Genomic DNA, 24,436 nt, shown 5'->3' on the forward strand with positions numbered 1-24,436 from the left:
GCGGTGTATCAGCAACGTTTATGGTGGCTGACACGACGCTTTCGCGAGCAAGCCCGCTCCCACAGGTACAGCGTCAGAGTCTGAAACCGGGCAACCTTATTTAAGAGCTTTCGCACCCAAGCCTCTGGCGTTATCCTTGATTTCATCTTAATTGCCCCAGGGCGGCTAAATACGACCTTGAACGCACCCATAGAACCACATCGTTTTATCCTCGAGCCCTTTGAGGCTCGCCGCTTCGCCAATCTGTGCGGGCAATTCGACGAGCATTTACGCTTGATCGAACAGCGCCTGACGATCGAGATCCGCAACCGCGGAAACCAGTTCGAGCTGATCGGCGACCCCAAACACACCACGTCTGCGGAAAATCTGATTCGTCGCCTGTACCGGGAAACCAAAGGTTCAGAGCTGTCGCCAGATACGGTGCACCTGTTCCTGCAGGAATCGGCCGTGGTCGAGCTGGACAATCACGCCCCCGCCGAAGCCTCCGTTGCCCTGCGCACCAAGAAAGGCATGATTCGCCCGCGCGGCTTGAATCAGCTGCGCTACGTGAAGGAAATCCTCGGTAACGACATCAACTTCGGCATTGGCCCGGCCGGTACCGGCAAGACCTATCTGGCCGTGGCTTGCGCTGTCGATGCACTGGAACGTGAGCAGATCCGCCGCATCCTGCTGGTGCGTCCGGCGGTTGAAGCGGGTGAAAAACTCGGCTTCCTGCCCGGCGACCTGTCGCAGAAGATCGACCCGTATTTGCGCCCGCTCTACGACGCGCTCTACGAGATGCTCGGCTTCGAATACGTCGCCAAGCTGATCGAACGCCAGGTGATCGAAGTTGCGCCGCTGGCCTACATGCGCGGTCGTACGCTGAACAACAGCTTCATCATTCTCGACGAGAGCCAGAACACCACCGTTGAACAGATGAAAATGTTCCTCACGCGGATTGGCTTTGGTTCTACAGCGGTCATCACCGGTGACATCACCCAGGTCGACCTACCGAAAGGCACCAAATCGGGTCTGCACCATGTGATCGAAGTGCTCAAAGACGTGCCGGGCATCAGTTTCACGCACTTCCAGCCGAAAGACGTCGTGCGCCATCCTTTGGTACAGCGGATTGTCGAAGCCTACGAGCGCTTCGAAAACCGTGACGAAGCACCCAAGGACACCTCGCGAAATGCTTGAGCTAGACCTGCAAATCGCGACTGAAGCGAACGCGCCGAGTGAAGCCGACTTCCGTCTGTGGTGCGAACTGGCCCTGCGCCAGCGCACCGCTGACTCGGAAATGACCATTCGTCTGGTCGACGAGGAAGAAGGCCGCGAGCTCAACCACACCTGGCGCCAAAAGGATTACGCGACCAACGTCCTGTCGTTCCCTGCAGACGTGCCCGACGAGTTTCTCGACATCCCGTTGCTCGGCGATCTGGTGATCTGCGTGGCCGTGGTCGAGCGCGAAGCCGCCGAGCAAGGCAAGGAACTAAAGGCCCATTGGGCGCATCTGGTCATTCACGGCTGCTTGCATCTGCTTGGTTACGACCATATAGATGACGACGAAGCCGAAGAAATGGAAGCACTGGAACGCGAGTTGCTTGCCGAATTGGGCTATCCCGATCCGTACGCGGACGACGAAACCGAAACATCCCCTATCGTTACAACAAAGGATTCAGAGTAATCGCTATGAGCGAAGATCGATCGAGCAACGGGCAGAAGTCATGGCTGGGTAAACTCACCCAGGCTTTTGCCCACGAGCCGAAGAACCGTCAGGAGCTCCTCGAGCTGCTGCGTGATGCACATCAGAACAAACTGCTGGACAGCGAAGCGCTGGCCATCGTCGAAGGCGCCATTCAGGTGGCTGACCTGCAAGTACGCGACATCATGGTGCCGCGCTCGCAGATGATCAGCATCAAGGCGACCCAGACACCCCGTGAATTCCTCCCGGCCGTGGTCGACTCGGCCCACTCGCGCTATCCGGTCATCGGCGAAAGCCATGACGACGTGATGGGCGTGCTGCTGGCCAAGGATCTGCTGCCGCTGATCCTCAAGGAAAATGGCGACAGCTTCAACATCAAGGATCTGCTGCGCCCGGCCACGTTCGTGCCGGAGTCCAAGCGTCTGAACGTGTTGCTGCGTGAATTCCGCGCCAACCACAACCACATGGCCATCGTCATCGACGAATACGGCGGCGTGGCCGGTCTGGTGACCATCGAAGACGTGCTGGAACAGATCGTCGGCGACATCGAAGACGAGCACGACGTCGAAGAAGACAGCTACATCAAGCCGCTGCCAAGTGGTGATTTCCTGATCAAGGCCCTGACGCCGATCGAGAACTTCAACGAGTTCTTCGACAGCGAATTCTCCGACGACGAGTTCGACACCGTCGGCGGTCTGGTGATGAGCGCGTTCGGGCACTTGCCAAAACGCAACGAAATCACTGAAATCGGCGCCTATCGTTTCCGCATCCTGAACGCCGACAGCCGTCGGATTCATTTGCTGCGACTCACGCCAATCGCCCGGTAATACCTCTAAGGATTGAAATGCGCTGGACAACCCGCCCCGGCTGGCCCGGTAACCTGCTGGCCGTGGCGGCCGGTGCAATCACCACCTTCGCTCTGGCGCCTTTCAACATCTGGCCGCTGGCCTTGCTCGCAGTCGGCTTGTTCTACGCCGGTCTGCGCGAGCTAAGCCCGCGTCAGGCGCTGGGCCGTGGCTGGTGCTTCGGTTTCGGCCTGTTCGGCGCCGGCACCAGCTGGATCTATTACAGCATCCACCATTTCGGCGGCGCTTCGGTGCTGCTGGCCGGGTTCCTGATGCTGCTGTTTACCGCCGCGATTGCCTGGTTCTTCGCCCTGCCCGCCTGGATTTGGGCGCGCTGGTTGCGTCGCAACGAAGCGCCGCTGGCCGATGCCCTCGCGTTTGCTGCGCTGTGGGTTGGTCAGGAAATGTTTCGTGGCTGGTTCCTCACCGGTTTCCCGTGGTTGTACTCGGGTTACAGCCAGCTCGACGGCCCGCTAGCGGGGCTCGCGCCGGTCGGTGGCATGTGGCTTGTAGGGTTTGTGCTGGCGCTGACTGCTGCGCTGATCTACAACGCACCGCGTTTGCTGCAAAGCCGCCGCAAAGCTTTTGTTGTCGCCGGTCTGGTGCTGTTGGTCGGGCCTTGGGTGGCGGGTTTCGCGCTTAAGGATCATGCCTGGACGAGTCCGTCGGGCGCGCCTTTGAGCGTTGCTGCGATTCAGGGCAACGTCGCGCAAAGCATGAAATGGGATCCGGCCGAACTCAACGCGCAGTTGGCTTTGTACCGCGATCTGAGTTTCCGCTCGAAACCGGTGGATCTGCTGATCTGGCCGGAAACCGCTGTGCCGGTGCTCAAGGAATCTGCCGAAGGCTACCTGAGCATGATGGGCAACTTCGCCGCCGAGCGTAAATCCGCATTGATTACCGGCGTGCCGATCCGCGAAATGGTTCGTCACGAAAAACGCTTCTTCAACGGCATCACCGTGGTCGGCGAAGGCGATGGCACTTACCTGAAGCAGAAACTGGTGCCGTTCGGCGAGTACGTGCCGTTGCAGGACGTGCTGCGTGGCTTGATCGCGTTCTTTGATTTGCCGATGTCTGACTTCGCCCGTGGCCCGGCCGACCAAGCGTTGCTGCAAGCCAAGGGTTATCAGATTGCGCCGTTCATCTGCTACGAAGTGGTGTACCCGGACTTCGCTGCCGGCCTGTCGGCGCGCAGTGATTTGCTGCTGACGATCAGCAACGACACCTGGTTCGGCACCTCGATCGGCCCGCTGCAACATTTGCAGATGGCGCAGATGCGCGCACTGGAAGCGGGTCGCTGGATGATCCGCGCGACCAACAATGGCGTAACCGGTTTGATCAACCCGTTCGGGCAGATCACCGAACAGATTCCGCAGTTTGAACAGGGTGTGCTGTACGGCGAAGTGGTGCCGATGCACAACCTGACGCCGTATCTGCAATACCGCTCGTGGCCGCTGATGATTTTGTGTTTGCTGCTGTTTGGCTGGGCGCTGATGGCTAGCCGGATCTCAAAAACCCTTTAAAGCAAAAGATCGCAGCCTTCGGCAGCTCCTACAGGGGATTTGTATTCAACCCTTGTAGGAGCTGCCGCAGGCTGCGATCTTTTGATCTTCAGCGGTAAAACAGCGAATACCCCACCTGCCCCACCGCTTCATTCAGCAACTGCCCGCTCTGCCAGATCGATTTGAATTCCGGCAACCAGCCACCAAACGGTCTCGCGTTATCAGTGCCCAAAAAGCCCACCGGCGCCGGCACCACTTCAAATCCTGCCTGTTCAAAACTCCATACCGAGCGCGGCATGTGCCACGCCTGCGTCACCACGACCACGCGCTTGATCCCTTGCGGCAATAGAATGTCGGCGCTGAATTTGGCGTTCTCCCACGTCGTACGGCTTTCCCCTTCCTGCCAACGCACGGTCACGCCGAAGTCATCACGCAGTGAATCAGCCATCAACTTCGCCTCGGTCGGCGGCGTGCCGTAATGCAGGCCGCCCGAAGTCAAAATCGGCAAGCCCGAGGCCTTGGCCAGGCGCGCCGCATAACGCTGACGTTCAAGCCCGACGCCGGTCGGCTGGTCTTCACCCCAGGCCAGATCGCCACGCTCACGTCCGGAGTCCAACACCACAATCGCGTCAGCCCGTTGCGCCAGCGTCGCCCATTCCTCACGCGCCAGCGGCGGCTCACGCTCCAGCGCCTTCGCGCCCCACTGCACGACAACGGGCAGGCTCATCAACCAGAACCCACCAAAACCAATGGCAAAACACAATCCAGCCAATCGCGGTCGCGAGCGGCGCAGCCACCACGCAGCCAGCAACAGCAGCAAAAGAATGCCGGGCGGCAATAGAAGTTGTTTGATGAAATAGCGAAAGGGCATCGGGCATCTCCAAAGATGCCCGAAGCCTAAGAGTGTTAATAACGCGTTACAACCAGTAGGTGGGATCCCGTTGAAAAAGATCCGTTTCTTGACCTGCCATGCGCTTACTTGGCCTGCATAGCCCGTACTTTGACGGTGTCTCTGCCGGGCGCCTTGTCCTTGAGCCAGATGACCTTGGCCGAATGTGCTGCATCGAGCTGCTTCACTGCTTGTGACAGGCAGCCGTGCGTTTCACGCTCACTGCGATCCAGATAGGCCTTGACCAGTTTGAACTCAGCGGGGCTCAAGCCACGCAATTCCAGTTCCAGGGGGCGCTCGTCGCGCAGCCGGTCAGCGGTTTTTACTGCGTCCAGGGCCATACCCAGACGGTCGATCAACCTCTCGTACAACTCGGGTTTATTCACGTTTTTTTGCCGTTGCTCCACCATCCCTCACCTCATTGAAGATAAGACTCACTCCCCAGTTAGAGCTTAGCTTCGCTGCACAAACCGGCTGTACGCCGCGACCAACGGCCCCGACGCAAGTATTGCGGGACATGTAGCTGTAATCAGGGTTTCCCTAGGCCAAGCGCGGTCATGTATGCTACGGCGCTTCCTGTAATTCCACTTCCAGCTCGTCCGGGCCAACCCCGGAACCTGCGTTGAAGAGGATTAGGCCACCCCTATCCAGTACAAAAGTAGCCATGCACGAACAATATCAGCCCCGTGAAATTGAAGCCGCCGCCCAGTCGTTCTGGGATGAGCAAAAGTCCTTTGAAGTCAGTGAACAGCCAGGCAAGGAGACTTTCTACTGCCTGTCGATGTTCCCTTACCCCAGCGGCAAGCTACACATGGGGCACGTGCGCAACTACACCATCGGCGACGTGATCTCCCGCTACCAGCGCATGCTCGGCAAGAACGTTCTGCAACCGATGGGTTGGGACGCTTTCGGCATGCCGGCAGAAAACGCCGCAATGAAGAACAACGTAGCCCCGGCCAAGTGGACCTACGAAAACATCGCCTACATGAAAACCCAGCTGCGCAGCCTGGGTCTGGCGGTCGACTGGTCGCGCGAAGTCACCACCTGCAAGCCGGATTACTACCGTTGGGAACAATGGCTGTTCACTCGCCTGTTCGAAAAAGGTGTGATCTACCGTAAAAACGGCACCGTGAACTGGGATCCGATCGACCAGACCGTTCTCGCTAACGAACAGGTGATCGACGGTCGTGGCTGGCGTTCCGGCGCGCTGATCGAAAAGCGCGAAATCCCGATGTACTACTTCAAGATCACCGCCTACGCGGATGAGCTGCTGGAGAGCCTCGACGAACTGACTGGCTGGCCTGAACAGGTCAAGACCATGCAGCGCAACTGGATCGGCAAATCCCGCGGCATGGAAGTGCAGTTCCCGTACAACGTCGATTCGATCGGCGAAGCCGGCACCCTCAAAGTCTTCACTACCCGTCCGGACACCCTGATGGGCGCGACCTATGTCGCCGTGGCTGCCGAGCACCCGCTGGCCACCCTGGCCGCGAAAAACAACCCTGAGCTGCAAGCGTTCATCGCTGAATGCAAGGGCGGCAGCGTCGCTGAAGCCGACGTCGCCACGCAGGAAAAGAAAGGCCTGCCGACCGGCCTGTTCGTCGAGCACCCGCTGACTGGCGAGAAACTGCCGGTGTGGGTCGCCAACTATGTGCTGATGCACTACGGCGACGGCGCTGTGATGGCGGTACCGGCGCACGACGAGCGCGATTTCGAATTCGCCCACAAGTACAACCTGCCGGTTAAATCGGTCGTGCGTACCAGCTCTGGCGACAGCAACCCTGCGCCGTGGCAAGACGCCTACGGCGAGCACGGCACACTGATCAACTCCGGCGAGTTCGACGGTCTCGACTTCGCTGGCGCGTTCGACGCCATGGAAGTCGCCCTGATCAAGAAAGAACTGGGCGCCTCGCGTACTCAGTTCCGCCTGCGCGACTGGGGCATCAGCCGTCAGCGCTACTGGGGCTGCCCGATCCCGATCATCCACTGCGATGCGTGCGGTGACGTGCCGGTGCCGGAAGATCAACTGCCTGTCGTTCTGCCGGAAGACGTGGTGCCGGACGGTGCCGGTTCGCCGCTGGCGCGCATGCCTGAGTTTTACGAATGCAGCTGCCCGAAATGCGGCCAGCCTGCCAAGCGTGAAACCGACACCATGGACACCTTCGTCGAGTCGTCGTGGTACTACGCCCGTTACGCCTCGCCGCACTTTGAAGGCGGTCTGGTGGAAAAATCCGCAGCTGATCACTGGCTGCCGGTCGATCAGTACATCGGCGGTATCGAACACGCGATTCTGCACCTGCTGTACGCGCGCTTCTTCCACAAGCTGATGCGCGATGAAGGTCTGGTGAGCTCGAACGAGCCGTTCAAGAACCTGCTGACCCAAGGCATGGTGATCGCCGAAACCTACTATCGTCGCGAAGCCAACGGTGCTTACACCTGGTTCAACCCGGCGGATGTAGAACTCGAACGTGACAGCAAAGCCAAGGTCATCAGCGCCAAGCTGAAATCCGACGGTCTGCCGGTGGAAATCGGCGGCACCGAGAAAATGGCCAAGTCGAAAAACAACGGCGTCGACCCTCAGTCGATGATCGATCAGTTCGGCGCCGACACCTGCCGCCTGTTCATGATGTTCGCCTCGCCGCCTGACATGAGCGCCGAATGGTCGGACTCTGGCGTTGAAGGCTCGCACCGTTTCCTCAAGCGCGTCTGGCGTCTGGCGCAAGCGCACGTTGGTCAGGGCTTGCCGGGCAAGCTCGACATCGCCAGCCTGAATGACGAGCAGAAAGCCGTTCGCCGTTCGATCCACGTGGCCATCAAACAAGCCAGCCACGACGTCGGCCAGAACCACAAATTCAACACCGCCATCGCTCAGGTGATGACGCTGATGAACGTGCTGGAAAAAGCCGCACAAGGCACCGAACAGGATCGCGCTCTGGTTCACGAAGGCCTGGAAGCCGTAACGCTGTTGCTGGCACCGATCACCCCGCACATCAGCCACGAACTGTGGAATCAACTGGGTCACGCCGATGCAGTGATCGACGCCGGTTGGCCAGCCGTGGACGAAAGCGCGCTGGTGCAGGACAGCCTGACCCTGGTGATCCAGGTCAACGGCAAGCTGCGCGGCCAGATCGAAATGCCGGCCAGCGCCACCCGTGAAGAAGTTGAAGCGGCAGCCCGTGGCAACGAAAACGTTCTGCGTTTCGTCGACGGTCTGACCATTCGTAAAGTGATCGTTGTGCCGGGGAAACTGGTCAACATCGTCGCCAGCTAATTGGATCGGGCTTCAGGTTCGCCTGACGCCGAGTAAAACCTTTCGGGCCGCACGGTCGGCCCACCTGGTTTCAAGGGGAGCAACACAATGATCAAACGCAATCTGCTGGTGATGGGCCTCGCCGTTCTGTTGAGCGCCTGCGGTTTCCAGCTGCGCGGTACCGGCACCAACGAACTGGCGATCAAGGAGCTCGACCTGAGCGCCCGTAACGCTTACGGCGAGACCGTGACGCAACTGCGCCAGGTACTGGAATCCAGCGGCGTGAAGGTTGTTTCCGGCGCGCCGTACAAGCTGTTCCTGTCCAACGAGCAGGAAAACCAGCGCATCCTCAGCTACTCGGGTAACGGCACCACCGGCGAATATCAGGTGAGCACCGTGCTCAGCTACGACATTCTCGGCGCCAACAACCTGAACCTGCTGAGCGACAAGCTTGAAGTGCAGAAGGTGTTCATTCACGACGGCAACAACCTCGTTGGTTCCGATCAGGAAGCCAACGACGCCCGTCGCGAAACCCGTCGCGAACTGGTACAGCGCATGATGCTGCGTCTGCAACAGCTGACTCCGGCGCAACTGGATCAACTGCAGGCGACCGCCGATGCCCGCGCCAAGGCAGAAGCCCAGGCCCTGGAAGCGGCGCAGAAAGCTGAAGCGGAAACCCCGCGTCAGTCGCCGCTCGAAGTACCGCAGCAGTAAGATGTTCGGGGCGCTCAGGCGCCCCGTTCGACCTTTCTTATGAAGCTCGCCCCCGCCCAACTCGGTAAACACCTGCAAGGCGCCCTTGCGCCGGTCTACATCATCAGTGGCGATGACCCGCTGCTGTGTCAGGAAGCTGCCGACGCCATCCGCCGTGCTGCCCGCGAGCAAGGTTTCGACGAACGCCAGGTCTTTGCCGCCGGCGCCAATTTCGATTGGGGTACGTTGTTGCAGGCCGGCGCCAGCATGTCGTTGTTCGCGGAAAAACGCCTGCTGGAACTGCGTCTGCCCTCGGGCAAACCCGGTGACAAAGGCGCTGCCGCTTTCATCGAATATTGCTCGCGTCCCGCTGAAGACACGGTGCTGTTGATCAGCTTGCCCAAGCTCGATGGCAGTGCGCAGAAAACCAAGTGGGGCAAGGCGCTGGTCGAAGGCCAGCAGACCCAGTTCATTCAGATCTGGCCGGTGGATGCCAATCAACTGCCGAGCTGGATTCGTCAGCGTCTGTCGCAGGCCGGGTTGTCGGCCAGTCAGGACGCGGTCGAATTGATTGCCGCGCGTGTCGAGGGCAACTTGCTCGCCGCCGCGCAGGAAATCGAAAAGCTCAAGCTGATGGCGGAAGGCGGACAGATCACCGTTGAAACCGTGCAGGCCGCTGTGGCCGACAGTGCGCGGTTTGACGTTTTCGGCCTGACCGACGCTGTGCTCAACGGCGAACCAGCGCATGCTCTGCGCATGCTCGAAGGCTTGCGCGGTGAAGGTGTCGAGCCGCCGGTGATTCTCTGGGCATTGGCGCGGGAATTGCGCCTGCTGGCCAATATCTCGCTGCAGTACAGTCAGGGCACGCCGCTGGACAAATGTTTCAGTCAGGCGAAACCGCCGGTCTGGGACAAGCGCAAACCGCTGATGAGCAAAGCCCTGCAACGCTACACGGCGCAACGCTGGGCGCAGTTGCTGCTGGAAGCTCAGCGCATTGATGCGCAGATCAAGGGCCAGGCGGCGGGTTCGCCGTGGATGAGCCTGAGCCGATTGGCATTGTTGATGGCTGGCCAGCGTCTGACACTGCCTGCTGAATAAGAGCAAAAGATCGCAGCCTTCGGCAGCTCCTACACCGATCCTTGTAGGAGCTGCGGCACGCTGCGATCTTTTGCTCTTGTTTCCTACAATGCGCGCCCACATTTGGCCTATAGACAGACGCCCAACATCGGCAGATTATTTCCCCCGCAAAACCCACCCCAATGAGAGAACCCTCATGAGCAAAAAGCCAGCAAAGCATGGCCCCAACAAGGCCAAATCCATCGTCGCCCAGCCCCTGTTCCGCAGTCGCCAGGAACGACCAACCAAGGGTAAAGGCAGCTACCGCCGCGAAGCCTTCCAGTCTGACAGCTGGGAGGCTTCTTACTTTCTGGCTGCTTAAAGCGCAGTACCCCCCGCTCATGTTAAGGTCTGCACTTGACTCGTTTCCCCTGGAACTGTGCATGCCCCTAAGTCTTTCCCATCGTTGGCCTGTGCGCCAATTGATCGCTGCCTCCAGCTTCATCCTGCTTGTCGCCTGCGCGGAAAAACCCACCGCCGCCGATGCGCAACCTCTTCAAGCTGCCCCTGTCGCCACGGCCCCAGCGATCATCCCGCCGGTAGTGCCGTCCGCCGACTCTCTCGATCTTCAGCCGACCCAGACCTTTGCCGAATGGCAAGCAGGCTTCCGTAAGGATGCCTTGGCCGCCGGCATTAGCCCTGAGCTGTTCGATCGCGCATTTGCCAACGTCAGCTTTGACGCGAGCATCATCCGCGCTGACCGCAGCCAGCCGGAGTTCTCCCGCCCGGTGTGGGAATACCTCGATGGCGCGCTTTCGCCGTTGCGCGTACGCAAAGGTCAGGCGCTGATCAATCAGTACGCCGACATTCTGCAAAGCATCGAACAGCGTTACGGCGTCGACCGTCAGGCGCTGGTGTCGGTGTGGGGCATGGAAAGTAACTTCGGCCAGTTGCAGGGCACAAAGTCAGTGATCAATTCGCTGGCCACCCTCGCCTACGAAGGTCGCCGTCCTGGCTTTGCCCATGCGCAATTGATTGCCGCCCTGCAGATCCTGCAACAGGGCGATATCACGCCGGAGAAGATGCTTGGCTCCTGGGCTGGCGCGATGGGTCAGACCCAGTTCATTCCGACTACCTACAACACGCACGCCGTGGATTTTGACGGTGATGGTCGCCGCGACATCTGGGGCAGCCCGGCCGATGCGCTGGCCTCGACCGCGCACTACCTGCAAAGCTCCGGCTGGCAGCGGGGTCAGCCGTGGGGTTTCGAGGTGCAACTGCCGAGCGGTTTCAACTACACACTGGCTGACGGTGTGATGCGCAAAAGCGTTGCTGAATGGCGCCAACTGGGTGTGATTCTGCCGAATGGCGGTCAGGCTCCGGCGGGCTCCGAGCAATTGTCCGCCGCACTGCTGCTGCCGGCCGGTTATCGTGGCCCGGCGTTCCTGGTGCTGGATAACTTCCGCGCGATCCTCAAATACAACAACTCTTCGTCGTATGCGTTGGCGGTCGGTTTGTTGTCTGAGCGCTTCAGTGGCGGTGGTCTGATTAACGGCACCTGGCCGAAAGATGACATGCCGCTCAGCCGCAGCGAGCGCATTGAACTGCAGAACCTGTTGAGCGCGCGCAACTTTGATGCGGGCACGGCGGACGGGATTATCGGCGCTAACACGCGCAAGGCGATCCGCAGTGCGCAGCAGTCGTTTGGCTGGCCGGCGGATGGGTATCCGACGCATAAGCTGCTTGAGAGCTTGCGTACACAGTAAAGCAAGATCAAAAGATCGCAGCCTTCGGCAGCTCCTACATTGGAATGCGTTCCCTGTAGGAGCTGCCGAAGGCTGCGATCTTTTGCTTTATCGGGTCACCACATCCTGCTCCAGCATCAATTCCTTCTTCCCGGCATCCAGCCTTACCAGCGCGCCCATCGGCAACGTCAGGTTCGGATCACAATGCCCGCTGCGCCACCCCGACAACACCGGAATCCGTAACGGCTCGAACGTCTGCTTGAGCAAACGGTTCAACGCATCCATATCCACCCCCGCGACATCCCCCACCAACACCCCACGCAACCTCGCCAGCTTCCCGGCCAGGCGCATCTGCGTCAGCAATCGATCGATGCGATATAGCGGCTCGTTGATGTCTTCGATCAGCAGGATCACCCCTTCGACATCAATTTCGTAAGGCGTGCCCAACGTCGCCGCGATCATCGCCAGATTGCCACCTAGCAAACGCCCATGGGCAACGCCGGGCTCAACGGTGGTCAAGGGGCAAGCCACCGGGTGGCTGAGCACACTCCCCGCTTTCAACTGACCACGCAGCATGGCGAAGAATGACGTCACGGTCGGGGGCTCTTTGTCACCAAGCAGGTCAGCGTTGAGCAGCGGCCCGTGAAAGGTCACAAACCCGGCGTAACGGCTGATCGCGAGGTGCAGCGCGGTGATGTCGCTGTAACCGACAAAGGGTTTGGCGTTTCGGCTGAGCAGGTCGTAGTCGATCCGATCCAGCAGGCGCGGCGTGCCGTAGCCGCCGCGCAGGCAAATGATTGCATCGACCTCGGCATCGGCGAACGCTGCGTGCAGATCGTTAAGCCGCACCTCATCGCTGCCAGCCAGATAGCCATCCTTTTCATAGACGCCGGGAAACACCTTCAGCGCATAACCGCGAGCGCGCATCCACTGCACCGCCTTGTCGCTGTCCAGCGCACCCGGCCCGGCAGGCGCGATAACGCCGATCACGCCCTCTGACGGCAGCGCCGGCACGGGTTTATGCGGAAATAGGCTGTGGGTCGGTCGAACGGTCATCCATGGGGCTCCCAGTGTGAAGTCATGCGCACACAGTAGTCAGGAAAGCAGGCAAAAAAAAGCCCGCCGGACTTAAAGCCACGGCGGGCATTTTATTCAGCGCTGAATCAGGAACCCATCAACTCAGCCTTGACCAGCTTCGCTTGCTCGTCAGCGTGATACGAAGAACGCACCAGCGGGCCCGAGGCAACGTTTTTGAAGCCCATCTTGTAACCTTCTTCGGCGAACCAGGCGAAGGTGTCCGGGTGCACGAAACGCTGCACCGGCAAGTGGCTGCGCGACGGCTGCAGGTACTGACCGAGGGTCAGCATGTCGATGTCGTGTTCGCGCATGCGCTTCATGACTTCGATGACTTCTTCGTCGGTCTCGCCCAGACCCAGCATCAGGCCGGATTTGGTAGGGATGTGCGGCATCATCTGCTTGAAGCGTTGCAGCAGGGTCAGCGACCACTGGTAATCCGAACCCGGACGCGCAGCCTTGTACAGGCGCGGCACGGTTTCCAGGTTGTGGTTGAACACATCTGGCGGCTCGGCGGCGGTGATTTCCAGCGCGACGTCCATGCGGCCACGATAATCCGGCACGAGGGTTTCCAGTTGCACGTTCGGCGACAGCTTGCGGATTTCGCGGATGCAGTCGGCAAAGTGCTGGGCACCGCCGTCACGCAGGTCGTCGCGGTCAACCGAGGTGATCACCACGTACTTGAGCTTGAGGTCGGCGATGGCGATGGCCAAGCTTTCCGGCTCGTTGACGTCCAGTGGCTTCGGACGACCGTGGCCGACGTCGCAGAACGGGCAGCGACGGGTGCAGATGTCGCCCATGATCATGAAAGTCGCGGTGCCGCCGGAGAAGCACTCGCCGAGGTTCGGGCAGGACGCTTCTTCGCAAACGCTGTGCAGCTTGTGTTTGCGCAACAGGCTCTTGATCCGGTCGACTTCCGGCGAAACCGGGATGCGCACACGAATCCAGTCAGGTTTCTTCGGCAGCTCGGTGGTCGGAATGATCTTTACCGGGATGCGTGCAACCTTCTCGGCGCCGCGCAGCTTGACGCCCGCTTCTACCTTGGGACGCGGGGCCGGGCGCTCGGTCACGTCGAGCGTCGGGATCATGGTTTGCACTGCATCAGTAGTCATATCAGTCGATTCCGCCCGTCAGGGTCGTCTGCTCAGCATAGTCGAGGTGTTTGACGAGCTGCGCGCGCAGCCGGGCACTTACCTCGGCAAATTCAATCGATCCTGCGTGGTCGCTCAGCTGGGTCATCGCCAGCCCGGCATAGCCGCAGGGATTAATCCGTCGAAACGGTTCCAGGTTCATATCCACGTTCAGGGCCAGGCCATGAAAGGAACAACCGTGGCGAATCCGCAAACCCAGAGAAGCGATTTTCGCTCCGTCGACGTAGACGCCGGGAGCATCTGGCTTGGCCGCTGCGGTTACCCCGTAGCTGGCCAACAGTTCGATCAGGCAAAGCTCCATGCGGCTGACCAGATCACGCACGCCGAAACCCAGCTTGCGGACATCCAGCAACAGGTAAGCGACCAATTGGCCGGGGCCATGATAAGTCACTTGCCCGCCGCGATCGACCTGCACCACCGGGATATCACCCGGCAGCAACAAGTGTTCGGCCTTGCCGGCCTGGCCCTGAGTGAACACCGGCGGGTGTTCGACGAGCCAGATTTCGTCGGCGGCATCACTGCCGCGTTCGTTGGTAAAGCGTTGCATGGCATGCCAGACCGGCTCGTACGCCATCTGGCCGAGCTCACGAAAGCCCAGCGTGCCGGACATCACAGCACCATGTGCACGAAACCGGTTGCCCGCAGTTCGCTGTTGATGTTGTACAGCTGATCCTGATCGGTCGCCACGATGTGCAACTGGATGGTGGTGTATTTGCCGTTGGTGCTTTGACGCTCGTCGATGCGCTCATCATTGATGGTCGCGTGTTTTTTGACGATGTCGATGATCTTGTCTTTGTTGCCCACACCGGTATCGCTGATCACCTTAACGGGATAATCCGTTACAGGGAATTCGATCTTTGGCGCCTTTACTTCGGTATCGGTCATGGCGTAACGGCCTCTAGAGCGCAAGCCGTGTTAACGCGCATGGCCCCGCACCGGATCGGGGCGGGGCCATGCAGGTCAACACAAATCAGTTGAACAAGCCGAAGAAGAATAGACGGATGCTATCCCACATGCGGCGGAAGATACCACCCTCCTCGACGCCATCCAGAGCGATCAGGTCAGCGCTGTGCACGACCTTGTCTTCCAGTTTGACTTCGACTTTACCGATCACGTCGCCCTTGGCGATTGGCGCGATCAGTTGCGGGTTCATGGTCATGCTCGCAGCGAGCTTCTTCAGCTGGCCTTTTGGCAGGGTCATGGTCAGGTCTTCAGCCAGGCCGGCCTTGACTTGATTGGTGGTGCCTTTCCACACCGGGGCTTGAGCCAGTTCGGTGCCCTTCTGATAGAAGGTCTGGGTTTCGAAGAAGCGGAAACCGTAAGTCAGCAGCTTCTGGGTTTCAGCGGCGCGAGCCACTTCACTGTTGGTGCCGAACACCACGGCGATCAGACGCTGGCCGTCACGTACAGCCGAGGACACCATGCAGTAGCCGGCTTCGTCGGTGTGACCGGTTTTCAGACCGTCAACGGTCTTGTCGCGCCACAGCAGCAGGTTGCGGTTAGGCTGCTTGATGCCGTTCCAGAAGAACTCTTTCTGCGAGTAGATCGCGTAGTGAGCCGGGTCTTCGTGGATGATCGCGCGGGCCAGAATCGCCATGTCGTGAGCCGACGAATAGTGCTCAGGGTTTGGCAGACCGGTCGGGTTCATGAAGTGAGTGTTGGTCATGCCCAGATCGGTGACCGTCTTGTTCATCAGGTCGGCGAACGCATCTTCGCTGCCGGCGATGTGCTCGGACAGTGCGACGCTGGCGTCGTTGCCGGACTGGATGATGATGCCGTGCAGCAGGTCGCTGACAGTCACCTGCGAGCCAACCTTGATGAACATCCGCGAACCGCCGGTGCGCCAGGCGTTTTCGCTGACGGTCACCGGATCGTTTTCACCGATCTGGCCGCGACGGATTTCCAGGGTCGCGATGTACGCGGTCATCAGTTTGGTCAGGCTGGCCGGTGGCAGACGCTGGTCACCATTGTTCTCTACCAGCACGTTGCCGCTGCTGGCGTCCATCAGAACGTAGGCTTTGGCGGCCAGTTGTGGTGGCGACGGCATCATCTCGGCCGCGAAGGCGGCTGGCGAGAGGAGCAGCGGGACTAGCAGACACAGGCGTTTGGCAAAGGTGGTGATGTTCATCCGTCTCTCGAAATCGCTAATGGAAACTGCCCTTGCGGACAAAATTTAATCAGATGGCTTTCTAACGGGCCATCGCGGGTTCAGTTGCTCACTCCAGTCACCCTTGCCGGGCTTTTGTTCTTCGACGAGCCAACAACCTGGTTCACCCCCCAATCGCTGGTGAACCGTCAATCAAGTTCTACGTTGCTACTTATTCAGTGACCACACTTGGCGAACCAAGGTTGGCCAGGCGCACGCTGTTCTGCACCTGGGCAATTTCACCCGGCGAGCCGATCGGCCCCAGGCGTACCCGATGCAGGGTCTGCTGATTGCGCACGATCGAGCTGATAAACACCGGAGCGCTCACCATCCCGCTGAGCTTCGACCTCAGGAGTTCTGCAGCGTCCGGGTTGGCGAACGCGCCCACCTGCAGATACTGGCCAGTTGCTGTTGCAGAAGCGTTTTTTTTTGCACTCATCGGCACGGGGACGGTGTCGGAGGCATGTTGCTGCGGTGGCGGCGTCCATTGCTCGACGGTGCCGGCCGAAGCCGTGATCACCGGCGCGCTGTTCTGCGCGACCTGCGGCTCGTTGAGCATCAGCGGTGCCGGACGACCCTTGGCGGCCCAGTATTGCTGCGGATCGATGCCTTCGACCTTGACGCGCGCAGTGCCGGTTTCGGCGTAACCGAGTTTTTTCGCGGCGGCGTAGGACAAGTCGATGATGCGATCGGAATAGAACGGCCCACGGTCATTGACGCGCAGAATCACCGTGCGGTTATTGTCCAGGTTGGTCACCCGAACGTAACTTGGCAGTGGCAATGTCTTGTGGGCGGCACTCATGCCGTACAGGTCGTAGACCTCGCCGTTGGCGGTGTTCTGACCGTGAAACTTGGTGCCGTACCAGGACGCCGTGCCAGACGCGACGTAGGTCTTGGATTCCTGCAACGGGAAGTAGGTTTTGCCCAGTACGGTGTACGGGTTGGCCTTGTACGGGCCGGTGTGCAGGGTCGGCGTGGCATCGGGAATACGCGAGACATCGACGTCCCACCACGGTGCGCCGTCTTTGTGCGCACGGTTGATGTCCAGACCCGGCTGCGCACGCACAGCAGTGGATGAGGTTGTTTTCGGCGTCGGCGAACGGCTGGTCGTGCAACTGGCGACCAGTACTGCCAACGCAGCGAAGGCCACCAGCTTCAGGGGTTTATTGTTAGGCAATGCCTGCATTACTTGACGCCCCGTGCTTGTACCAGCTGTTCAGACAGTTGATGTACGGCCATGGCGTACATCACGCTGCGGTTATAACGCGTGATCGCGTAGAAATTCTTCAGGCCCATCCAGTATTCAGGGCCGTTCTCGCCTTCGAGGCGAAATGCAGTAACCGGCATATCATCGCGCAGCGCATCATGACTTGACCAGCCCAGCGCCCGCAACTCTCCGACCGTTTTTGTCGGCTCGATGCCGGTGGTCAGGCCTTCATCGACCTGCTCGCCACGGACATCGGCGCGGCTGACCACCGGCTCACCCGCAACCCAGCCGTGACGCTTGAAATAGCTGGCAACGCTGCCGATCGCATCGTCCGGGTTGTTCCAGATATTGATGTGGCCGTCACCGTCAAAATCCACCGCGTAGGCGCGGAAGCTGCTCGGCATGAACTGCGGCAGGCCCATTGCCCCGGCGTACGAGCCTTTGAGGGTCAATGGATCGACCTGTTCTTCACGCGCCAGCAGCAGGAACTCACGCAGTTCCTTGCGGAAAAATTCGGCACGGGGAGGATAGTCGAAACCGAGCGTCGACAAGGCATCGATCACCCGGAAATTACCGGTATTACGTCCGAAAAAGGTCTCGACGCCGATGATCGACACGATGACTTGTGCCGGTACGCCGTATTCCTGCTCGGCTCGGGCCAGCGTAGCCTCGTGCTGACGCCAGAAGTCCACACCACGGGCGATGCGCGCGTCGGTGATGAACATCGGGCGATATTCTTTCCACTGTTTGACCCGCTCGGCAGGTCGGGAGATGGCGTCGAGAATCGACTGTTTGCGCTGCGCCTCGCGGAACACACCCATCAGTTGTTCACCGGCGAAACCATAATCGCGGGTCATTTCACCGACGAACTCGGCCACCTGAGGTGAGCCTTCGTATTCGCCGGCCAGCGCTTCCTGCACGCTCCCAAGGAGGCCAACCAGGCCAACCCACGGCGCGCATCGAGTCGCCCAGCCACGCATTACTTGCATTGAACTCTTCACCTTATTCAAACCTGTGCGATCCACTTGCGATGGGTATGGATCGACATCAAAACCCCAAACGCTGACAGCAGCGTCACCAGCGAAGTTCCTCCGTAGCTAATGAACGGCAACGGCACCCCTACAACCGGCAACAGGCCACTGACCATACCGATGTTGACGAAAACGTAAACAAAAAACGTCATGGTCAACGAACCGGCAAGCAGTTTACCGAACAGCGTTTGCGCCTGAGCGGTGATCACCAGCCCCCGGCCAATCAGCAATAAATAGATCAGCAACAACGCGCAGATGCCCACCAGGCCGAACTCTTCGCCCAGTACAGCAATGATGAAGTCGGTGTGGCTTTCCGGCAGAAAATCCAAGTGAGACTGAGTACCGAGCAGCCAGCCTTTGCCGAACACGCCACCGGAACCGATGGCTGCTTTCGACTGAATGATGTTCCAGCCGGTGCCCAACGGATCGCTTTCCGGGTCGAGGAACGTCAGGATCCGTTGCTTCTGGTAGTCGTGCATGATGAAAAACCACATCGCCACCGACACCGGAATCGCCGCCGCCAGCACGCTCAGAATCCAGCGCCAGCGCAAGCCACCCATAAACAATACGAAAGCGCCGCCAGCAAGAATCAGCAGCGATGTGCCGAGGTCAGGCTGACGGACGATCAGCACAAACGGCACACCGATCAGCATCAGGCTGATACCGACGTGTTTGAGTTGCGGTGGCAACGTGCGTTTGGACAGGTACCAGGCAATGGTCGCCGGCATCAGGATCTTCATGAATTCCGAGGGCTGGAAGCGGATCACCCCGGGGATGTTGATCCAGCGCGTTGCGCCCATGGCGTTGTGGCCCATGATGTCCACGACCATCAGCAGCACCACCCCGACCACATAACCGAGCGGCACCCAACGCGCCATGAACCGCGGTTCGAGCTGGGCGATGACGATCATCGACACCAGGCCGATGCCAAACGAGGTGGCTTGTTTGGCCAGCAGATCCCAGCTCTTGCCACTCGCTGAATACAGCACGAACAGGCTGCCGGCGGCGAGGATCAGCAACAGAATCAACAACGGGCCATCGATGTGCAGACGTTGCAGCAACGTCGCACGACGACGCATCACATCCTCGCTGGAGAGCATGCGATCAAAATTATTCATCACGGGCCGTAGCCTCCGCACTGATTGGGCTGGCGTATTCGGCCTTCAATCGACCTTCGGGATCGAGCAGCCAGGCGTCCATGACCTGACGCACTACGGGCGCGGCAACGCCGGAACCGGACTCACCGTTCTCGACCATCACCGAAACAACGATTCGCGGATCGTCAGCCGGGGCAAAACCGACGAACAAGGCGTGGTCGCGGTGGCGCTCCTGAACCTTGGAGCGGTCGTACTTCTCACCCTGCTTGATCGCGACAACCTGCGCGGTACCGGACTTGCCGGCAATACGGTATTGCGCGCCGATCGCGGCTTTACGCGCAGTCCCCCGCGCGCCATGCATCACTTGCTGCATGCCGTGGTTGACCTTGTTCCAGTCCGACGGATCGCGCAGAACAATGTCTGGCATCGGGTTTTCGTCCACCGGTTTCTGCCCTTCGAGGGATTTGGCCAGGTGCGGACGGTTCCAGATGCCTTTGTTGGCGACCAGCGCGGTGGCTTGCGCCAGTTGCAGCGGGGTCGATTGCATGTAGCCCTGGCCGATCCCGAGGATCAGGGTTTCGCCCGGGAACCAGGCCTGCTTGCGCGTCGCTCGCTTCCATTCGCGCGATGGCATCAGGCCGGGGGATTCTTCGAACATGTCCAGCGAGACCTTCTGGCCAATGCCGAACTTGTTCATGTAAGCCGACAACCGATCGATGCCGAGCTTGTGCGCCAGGTCATAGAAATAGGTGTCGTTGGAACGCATGATCGCCGTGTCGAGGTCAACGAAGCCGTCACCGGTGCGGTTCCAGTTACGGTATTTGTGATCGTAGTTGGGCAGCATGTAGTAGCCCGGATCGAACACTCGGCTCGACGCGGTGATCACCCCGGAATCGAGGCCGGCAATCGCCACCGCTGGCTTGATCGTCGAGCCCGGCGGGTACAGACCACGCAGTACACGGTTGAACAGCGGCCGGTCGATGGAATCGCGCAACTCGGCGTAAGCCTTGAAGCTGATGCCGGTGACGAACAGGTTCGGGTCGAAGCTCGGCTGACTGACCATCGCCAGCACTTCGCCGGTCTTCGGATCGAGCGCAACCACCGCGCCACGACGACCGCCCAGTGCGGCTTCGGCGGCTTCCTGCAGTTTGATGTCCAGGCTCAGAACGATGTCTTTGCCGGGAATCGGATCGGTACGCTTGAGCACGCGCAACACGCGGCCACGGGCGTTGGTTTCCACTTCTTCGTAACCGACCTGACCGTGCAATTCCGGCTCGTAGAAACGCTCGATGCCGGTCTTGCCGATGTGGTGGGTGCCGCTGTAGTTGACCGGATCGAGGCTCTTCAGCTCTTTCTCGTTGATCCGCCCCATGTAACCCACCGAGTGCGCAAAATGCGCGCCCTGCGGGTAGTGACGAACCAATTGCGCCACCACTTCGACGCCCGGCAGACGGAACTGATTCACCGCGATGCGGGCGATCTGTTCTTCGCTCAGCTCGAACAGGATCGGCACTGGCTCGAACGGCCGGCGCCCCTGACGCATGCGCTTTTCGAAAATCACCCGGTCTTCCGGCGTCAGCTCAAGCACTTCGACGATGACGTCGAGCACCTGCTGCCAGTCGCCGGAACGCTCGCGGGTCATGCTCAGGCTGAAGCTCGGACGGTTGTCCGCCACCACCACGCCGTTGCGGTCGAAAATCAAACCGCGCGTAGGCGGAATCGGCTGCACATGGACGCGGTTGTTTTCCGAGAGCGTCGAGTGGTAGTCGTACTGGATGACCTGCAAGTAATACAGCCGCGCGATCAACACGCCAATCAACAGCACAATCGCCACGGCCCCGAACACGACGCGACTACGCACCAGGCGTGCGTCCTTTTCGTGGTCCTTGATGCGGATCGGCTGAGACATGAGGGCAGGATTACTTGTGGTAAGGGTGACCGGACAGCACGGTCCAGGCACGGTACAACTGTTCGCCGATCAGAATCCGCACCAGCGGGTGCGGCAACGTCAGCGGCGACAACGACCAGCGTTGATCAGCGCGGGCACAGACTTCCGGCGCCAGCCCTTCCGGGCCACCGACCATGAAATTGACCGTGCGCGAATCCAGCCGCCAACGATCGAGTTCGACCGCAAGCTGCTCGGTGCTCCAGGGCTTGCCATGGACTTCGAGGGTCACAATTCGCTCATTCGGCCCGACCTTGGCCAGCATGGCTTCGCCTTCCTGACGGATGAAGCGGGCCACGTCGGCATTCTTGCCACGGGTGTTGAGCGGAATTTCCACCAGTTCCAGCGCCAGCTCGGAAGGAAGACGCTTGGCATATTCATGCCAGCCTTCTTCCACCCATTTGGGCATGCGTGAACCGACGGCGATCAGGCGCAGTCGCACAGCAATCCCTTACAGCTGGTCTTTGTTGAGCTTGGTGAAATGCTCGTGGGTGTTTTCCGGGCTGTGATGCTTTGCATCGGCCGCACGGCTTTGCTCGGCGCCGGCCCACAGACGCTCCAGGTCGTAGAACTGACGCGCCGAGGCGGTCATCATGTGCACGATCACGTCGTCCATATCCAGCAGAACCCAGTCGCTGTCGCCCTTGCCTTCTTCACCCAATGGCTTGACGCCCTGGGCTTTGACCGCTTCGCGAACCTTGTCCAGCATCGCGCCGATCTGGCGGTTGGAGGTACCGGTGGCGATGATCATGAAGTCGGTGATGCTTTGCTTGTCGCGAACATCCAGGATCTGGATGTCTTGCGCCTTGACGTCTTCAAGGGCAGCGACAGCGACTTTGACCAGCTCTTCGCCAGCCAGCTCTGGGCCGGTTTTTACTTCGACCGGCAGCGGTGCGCTCTTGAACGTGCCTTTGCGCTTAACTTTGCTTACGTCTTTGTCAGTCATATAAAACTCGTTTTGCTCGTGTATTCGGCGGCTTGGGGACACGGTGATTCGTATCAGTGAAGCACGCCTTGTTCAGTTCGACGCACGGTATAGACCGTGCGCATCGATGTAGGCCAGGACCGCGTCGGGCACCAGGAAACGTACCGACTTACCGCTGGCCAGCAGTTGACGGATCTGGGTGGCGGAAACCGCGAGCGGTGTCTGCCAGACGAATGCAATCTGTCCGCTCGGCCCTTTCAGGGCCAGCGGGTCGCTCACCGAACGCGCTGCCAGCAGGTTGCGCAAGGCATCCGGCGGTTCGCTGTCGGCGTCCGGGCGCTGTAGCACCAGGATGTGGCAATGCTGGAGCAACTCTTCCCAGCGATGCCAAGTGGGCAGGCCGCAAAATGCGTCCCAGCCCAAAAGCAGAAAAACCTGGGTCTCGGCGGGCATTTCGGCGCGCATCAACTCCAGGGTATCAATAGTCCAGGACGGCTTGTCCCGCTGTAACTCACGGGCGTCCACCACCAGTGGCGGCACGCCGGCCACTGCGCATTCAACCATCGCCAGCCGATCCTGCGCCGACACCTGCGGCATGCCGCGATGCGGTGGCCGCGCGTTCGGCATCAAGCGCAACTCGTCGAGCGCCAGCGCTTCGGCGACTTCCAGCCCACCGCGCAAATGGCCGATGTGCACCGGGTCGAACGTGCCGCCCAGAACGCCAATGCGTTGAGGTCGAACGTCGCTGCCGGCGGGCACCGTGGTCAGGTCGAGGTCGGTCAAGTCAGACCGTCGCCTGGCCGCGCAACTGGCCATCACCGACCACGATGTACTTCTCGCAGGTCAGTCCTTCGAGGCCCACCGGGCCGCGGGCGTGCAGCTTATCAGTAGAAATGCCGATCTCGGCACCCAATCCGTATTCAAATCCATCGGCGAAGCACGTCGGGGTGTTGATCATCACCGACGCCGAGTCGACTTCCGCCACAAACCGACGGGTGTCGGCGAGGTTTTCGCTGACGATCGAGTCGGTGTGATGCGAGCCGTAATGGTTGATGTGTTCAATTGCCTGATCCAGCCCGTCGACCACGCGGATCGACAAAATCGGCGCCAGATATTCAGTGTTCCAGTCTTCTTCGCTGGCCGCGACTGCTTCGATGATTGCCCGGGTGCGCTCGCAGCCACGCAGCTCGACGCCTTTTACGCGGAACTGGGCGGCCATCGCTGGCAGGAAATCCTTGGCAACAGTTTGATCGACCAGCAACGTCTCCATCGCACCGCAAATACCGTAACGATAAGTCTTGGCGTTGAAGGCAATGCGCTGGGCTTTCGCCAGATCGGCGTGGGCACTCACGTAAACATGGCAGATGCCGTCCAGATGCTTGATCACCGGCACACGGGCATCGCGGCTGATGCGTTCGATCAGGCCACGGCCTCCGCGCGGCACGATCACGTCGACGTACTCGGGCATTGCGATCATCGCGCCAACGGCGGCACGGTCGGTGGTTTCGACCACTTGCACCACGGCGGCGGGCAGTTCGGCCTCGGCCAGTCCGCGCTGAATGCACGCGGCAATCGCCCGGTTGGAGTGAATCGCTTCGGAACCACCACGCAGAATCGTCGCGTTGCCGGACTTCAGGCACAGACTGGCGGCATCAATGGTCACGTTGGGCCGGGACTCGTAGATGATCCCGATCACGCCCAGCGGCACGCGCATCTTGCCGACTTGAATGCCCGACGGACGGAAACTCATGTCACGGATCGCGCCGACCGGATCCGGCAGCGCAGCCACCTGACGCAGACCGACGATCATGCCGTCGATACGCGCCGGGGTCAGTTCCAGACGCTCCAGCAGTGCCGGTTCCAGACCATTGGCGCGACCGGCGGCCAGATCCTGCTCATTGGCTGCAGCAAGCTCGGCGCGAGCGGCGTCCAAGGCATTGGCAGCAGCCTGCAGGGCGCGGTTTTTCTGCGCGGTGCTGGCACGGCCGATGACCCGGGAAGCTTCGCGGGCGGCGCGACCCAATCGGGTCATGTAGTCAAGAACGGACTCAGTCATGGTCTGCTGGGGTCTTGGCAAAGAGGAAAGCGGCAGATTATAGCTGTCGCGTCCCGGGACTAACAGCGGTGACAGGCGGATGGTCGAAATGGACTGCAATTTGCCGACGTTCAGCCGTAATTAAGCATTGAATTGTTATCATC

General features: G+C 60.1%; 24 protein-coding genes. 9 read left to right on the top strand and 15 right to left on the bottom strand.

Features of this window, described 5'->3' with window-relative positions; genetic code table 11:
* Nucleotides 1–177 precede the first annotated feature (177 nt).
* From GVL50_RS21070 to lnt, 4 genes are read left to right on the top strand one after another with little or no spacing between them, the layout of a single operon-like run.
* A complete protein-coding gene (locus GVL50_RS21070; protein ID WP_038361873.1) occupies nt 178–1,176 on the top strand; it encodes a PhoH family protein in 999 nt (332 codons plus the stop codon).
* Nucleotides 1,169–1,663, top strand: a complete 495-nt coding sequence (gene ybeY, locus GVL50_RS21075) for an rRNA maturation RNase YbeY (protein WP_053124144.1) — start codon at nt 1,169–1,171, stop codon at nt 1,661–1,663. The genes GVL50_RS21070 and ybeY overlap by 8 nt, the downstream gene beginning before the upstream one ends.
* Before the next feature lie 5 nt (nt 1,664–1,668).
* On the top strand, nt 1,669–2,508 hold the full coding sequence (locus tag GVL50_RS21080; protein ID WP_007909641.1) for an HlyC/CorC family transporter: 840 nt from the start codon (nt 1,669–1,671) through the stop codon (nt 2,506–2,508).
* Nucleotides 2,509–2,525: 17 nt separating this feature from the next.
* A complete protein-coding gene (gene lnt / locus GVL50_RS21085) occupies nt 2,526–4,049 on the top strand; it encodes an apolipoprotein N-acyltransferase (protein ID WP_159814953.1) in 1,524 nt (507 codons plus the stop codon).
* Between the two features lie 88 nt (nt 4,050–4,137).
* Here lnt and GVL50_RS21090 read toward each other — a convergent pair whose 3' ends face one another.
* Nucleotides 4,138–4,899 carry a YdcF family protein gene (locus tag GVL50_RS21090; RefSeq protein ID WP_159814954.1) on the bottom strand — a complete coding sequence of 254 codons (762 nt, stop codon included), beginning with the start codon at nt 4,897–4,899 and terminating at the stop codon, nt 4,138–4,140.
* A 104-nt stretch (nt 4,900–5,003) separates the two neighbouring features.
* Nucleotides 5,004–5,327: a hypothetical protein gene (locus tag GVL50_RS21095; protein WP_053124151.1), complete on the bottom strand. Its 324-nt coding sequence runs from the start codon at nt 5,325–5,327 to the stop codon at nt 5,004–5,006.
* 254 nt (nt 5,328–5,581) lie between these two features.
* On the opposite strand from GVL50_RS21095, the gene leuS reads away from it, so the two are divergent.
* The 5 genes from leuS to GVL50_RS21120 all read left to right on the top strand — a co-directional run bounded on the left by leuS (nt 5,582) and on the right by GVL50_RS21120 (nt 11,682).
* A complete protein-coding gene (leuS, locus tag GVL50_RS21100; protein WP_159814955.1) occupies nt 5,582–8,188 on the top strand; it encodes a leucine--tRNA ligase in 2,607 nt (868 codons plus the stop codon).
* 87 nt (nt 8,189–8,275) lie between these two features.
* A complete protein-coding gene (lptE, locus tag GVL50_RS21105; RefSeq protein ID WP_053124154.1) occupies nt 8,276–8,881 on the top strand; it encodes an LPS assembly lipoprotein LptE in 606 nt (201 codons plus the stop codon).
* A 39-nt stretch (nt 8,882–8,920) separates the two neighbouring features.
* Nucleotides 8,921–9,958: a DNA polymerase III subunit delta gene (gene holA / locus GVL50_RS21110; RefSeq protein ID WP_159814956.1), complete on the top strand. Its 1,038-nt coding sequence runs from the start codon at nt 8,921–8,923 to the stop codon at nt 9,956–9,958.
* 175 nt (nt 9,959–10,133) lie between these two features.
* Complete coding sequence (arfA, locus tag GVL50_RS21115; RefSeq protein ID WP_053124158.1) at nt 10,134–10,298, top strand: alternative ribosome rescue factor ArfA; 165 nt, start codon at nt 10,134–10,136, stop codon at nt 10,296–10,298.
* A 61-nt stretch (nt 10,299–10,359) separates the two neighbouring features.
* Nucleotides 10,360–11,682, top strand: coding sequence for a lytic murein transglycosylase (locus GVL50_RS21120; RefSeq protein WP_159814957.1), 1,323 nt, complete (start codon nt 10,360–10,362; stop codon nt 11,680–11,682).
* Between the two features lie 87 nt (nt 11,683–11,769).
* On the opposite strand, the gene GVL50_RS21125 is transcribed toward GVL50_RS21120, so the two are convergent.
* The 13 genes from GVL50_RS21125 to GVL50_RS21185 all read right to left on the bottom strand — a co-directional run bounded on the left by GVL50_RS21125 (nt 11,770) and on the right by GVL50_RS21185 (nt 24,293).
* Nucleotides 11,770–12,717 carry an LD-carboxypeptidase gene (locus tag GVL50_RS21125; protein ID WP_159814958.1) on the bottom strand — a complete coding sequence of 316 codons (948 nt, stop codon included), beginning with the start codon at nt 12,715–12,717 and terminating at the stop codon, nt 11,770–11,772.
* A 107-nt stretch (nt 12,718–12,824) separates the two neighbouring features.
* Nucleotides 12,825–13,823 carry a lipoyl synthase gene (gene lipA / locus GVL50_RS21130; RefSeq protein ID WP_161806657.1) on the bottom strand — a complete coding sequence of 333 codons (999 nt, stop codon included), beginning with the start codon at nt 13,821–13,823 and terminating at the stop codon, nt 12,825–12,827.
* Between the two features lie 25 nt (nt 13,824–13,848).
* Entirely contained in the window at nt 13,849–14,496 is a 648-nt protein-coding gene (gene lipB / locus GVL50_RS21135) for a lipoyl(octanoyl) transferase LipB (RefSeq protein WP_038361904.1), read from the bottom strand.
* Entirely contained in the window at nt 14,496–14,771 is a 276-nt protein-coding gene (locus GVL50_RS21140) for a DUF493 domain-containing protein (protein ID WP_039761816.1), read from the bottom strand. The genes lipB and GVL50_RS21140 overlap by 1 nt, the downstream gene beginning before the upstream one ends.
* Nucleotides 14,772–14,856: 85 nt before the next feature.
* Nucleotides 14,857–16,014, bottom strand: coding sequence for a D-alanyl-D-alanine carboxypeptidase family protein (locus GVL50_RS21145; protein WP_053124166.1), 1,158 nt, complete (start codon nt 16,012–16,014; stop codon nt 14,857–14,859).
* Nucleotides 16,015–16,204: 190 nt separating this feature from the next.
* Nucleotides 16,205–17,218: a septal ring lytic transglycosylase RlpA family protein gene (locus GVL50_RS21150; RefSeq protein ID WP_159814959.1), complete on the bottom strand. Its 1,014-nt coding sequence runs from the start codon at nt 17,216–17,218 to the stop codon at nt 16,205–16,207.
* Nucleotides 17,218–18,228 carry a lytic murein transglycosylase B gene (gene mltB / locus GVL50_RS21155; protein ID WP_053124170.1) on the bottom strand — a complete coding sequence of 337 codons (1,011 nt, stop codon included), beginning with the start codon at nt 18,226–18,228 and terminating at the stop codon, nt 17,218–17,220. Before mltB ends, GVL50_RS21150 begins: the two co-directional genes overlap by 1 nt.
* A gap of 17 nt (nt 18,229–18,245) precedes the next feature.
* Nucleotides 18,246–19,349, bottom strand: coding sequence for a rod shape-determining protein RodA (rodA, locus tag GVL50_RS21160; RefSeq protein WP_053124173.1), 1,104 nt, complete (start codon nt 19,347–19,349; stop codon nt 18,246–18,248).
* A 31-nt stretch (nt 19,350–19,380) separates the two neighbouring features.
* Entirely contained in the window at nt 19,381–21,276 is a 1,896-nt protein-coding gene (mrdA, locus tag GVL50_RS21165) for a penicillin-binding protein 2 (RefSeq protein WP_053124174.1), read from the bottom strand.
* Between the two features lie 10 nt (nt 21,277–21,286).
* On the bottom strand, nt 21,287–21,754 hold the full coding sequence (gene rlmH / locus GVL50_RS21170; protein WP_003185785.1) for a 23S rRNA (pseudouridine(1915)-N(3))-methyltransferase RlmH: 468 nt from the start codon (nt 21,752–21,754) through the stop codon (nt 21,287–21,289).
* Between the two features lie 9 nt (nt 21,755–21,763).
* On the bottom strand, nt 21,764–22,258 hold the full coding sequence (gene rsfS / locus GVL50_RS21175; RefSeq protein ID WP_053124176.1) for a ribosome silencing factor: 495 nt from the start codon (nt 22,256–22,258) through the stop codon (nt 21,764–21,766).
* Nucleotides 22,259–22,330: 72 nt separating this feature from the next.
* On the bottom strand, nt 22,331–23,053 hold the full coding sequence (gene nadD / locus GVL50_RS21180; RefSeq protein ID WP_159814960.1) for a nicotinate-nucleotide adenylyltransferase: 723 nt from the start codon (nt 23,051–23,053) through the stop codon (nt 22,331–22,333).
* Nucleotides 23,022–24,293, bottom strand: a complete 1,272-nt coding sequence (locus GVL50_RS21185) for a glutamate-5-semialdehyde dehydrogenase (RefSeq protein ID WP_159814961.1) — start codon at nt 24,291–24,293, stop codon at nt 23,022–23,024. Before GVL50_RS21185 ends, nadD begins: the two co-directional genes overlap by 32 nt.
* Nucleotides 24,294–24,436: the final 143 nt, after the last annotated feature.

Origin of the sequence: Pseudomonas sp. 18058 (genome assembly GCF_902706155.1) — a bacterium.
Lineage (GTDB): Bacteria > Pseudomonadota > Gammaproteobacteria > Pseudomonadales > Pseudomonadaceae > Aquipseudomonas > Aquipseudomonas rustica.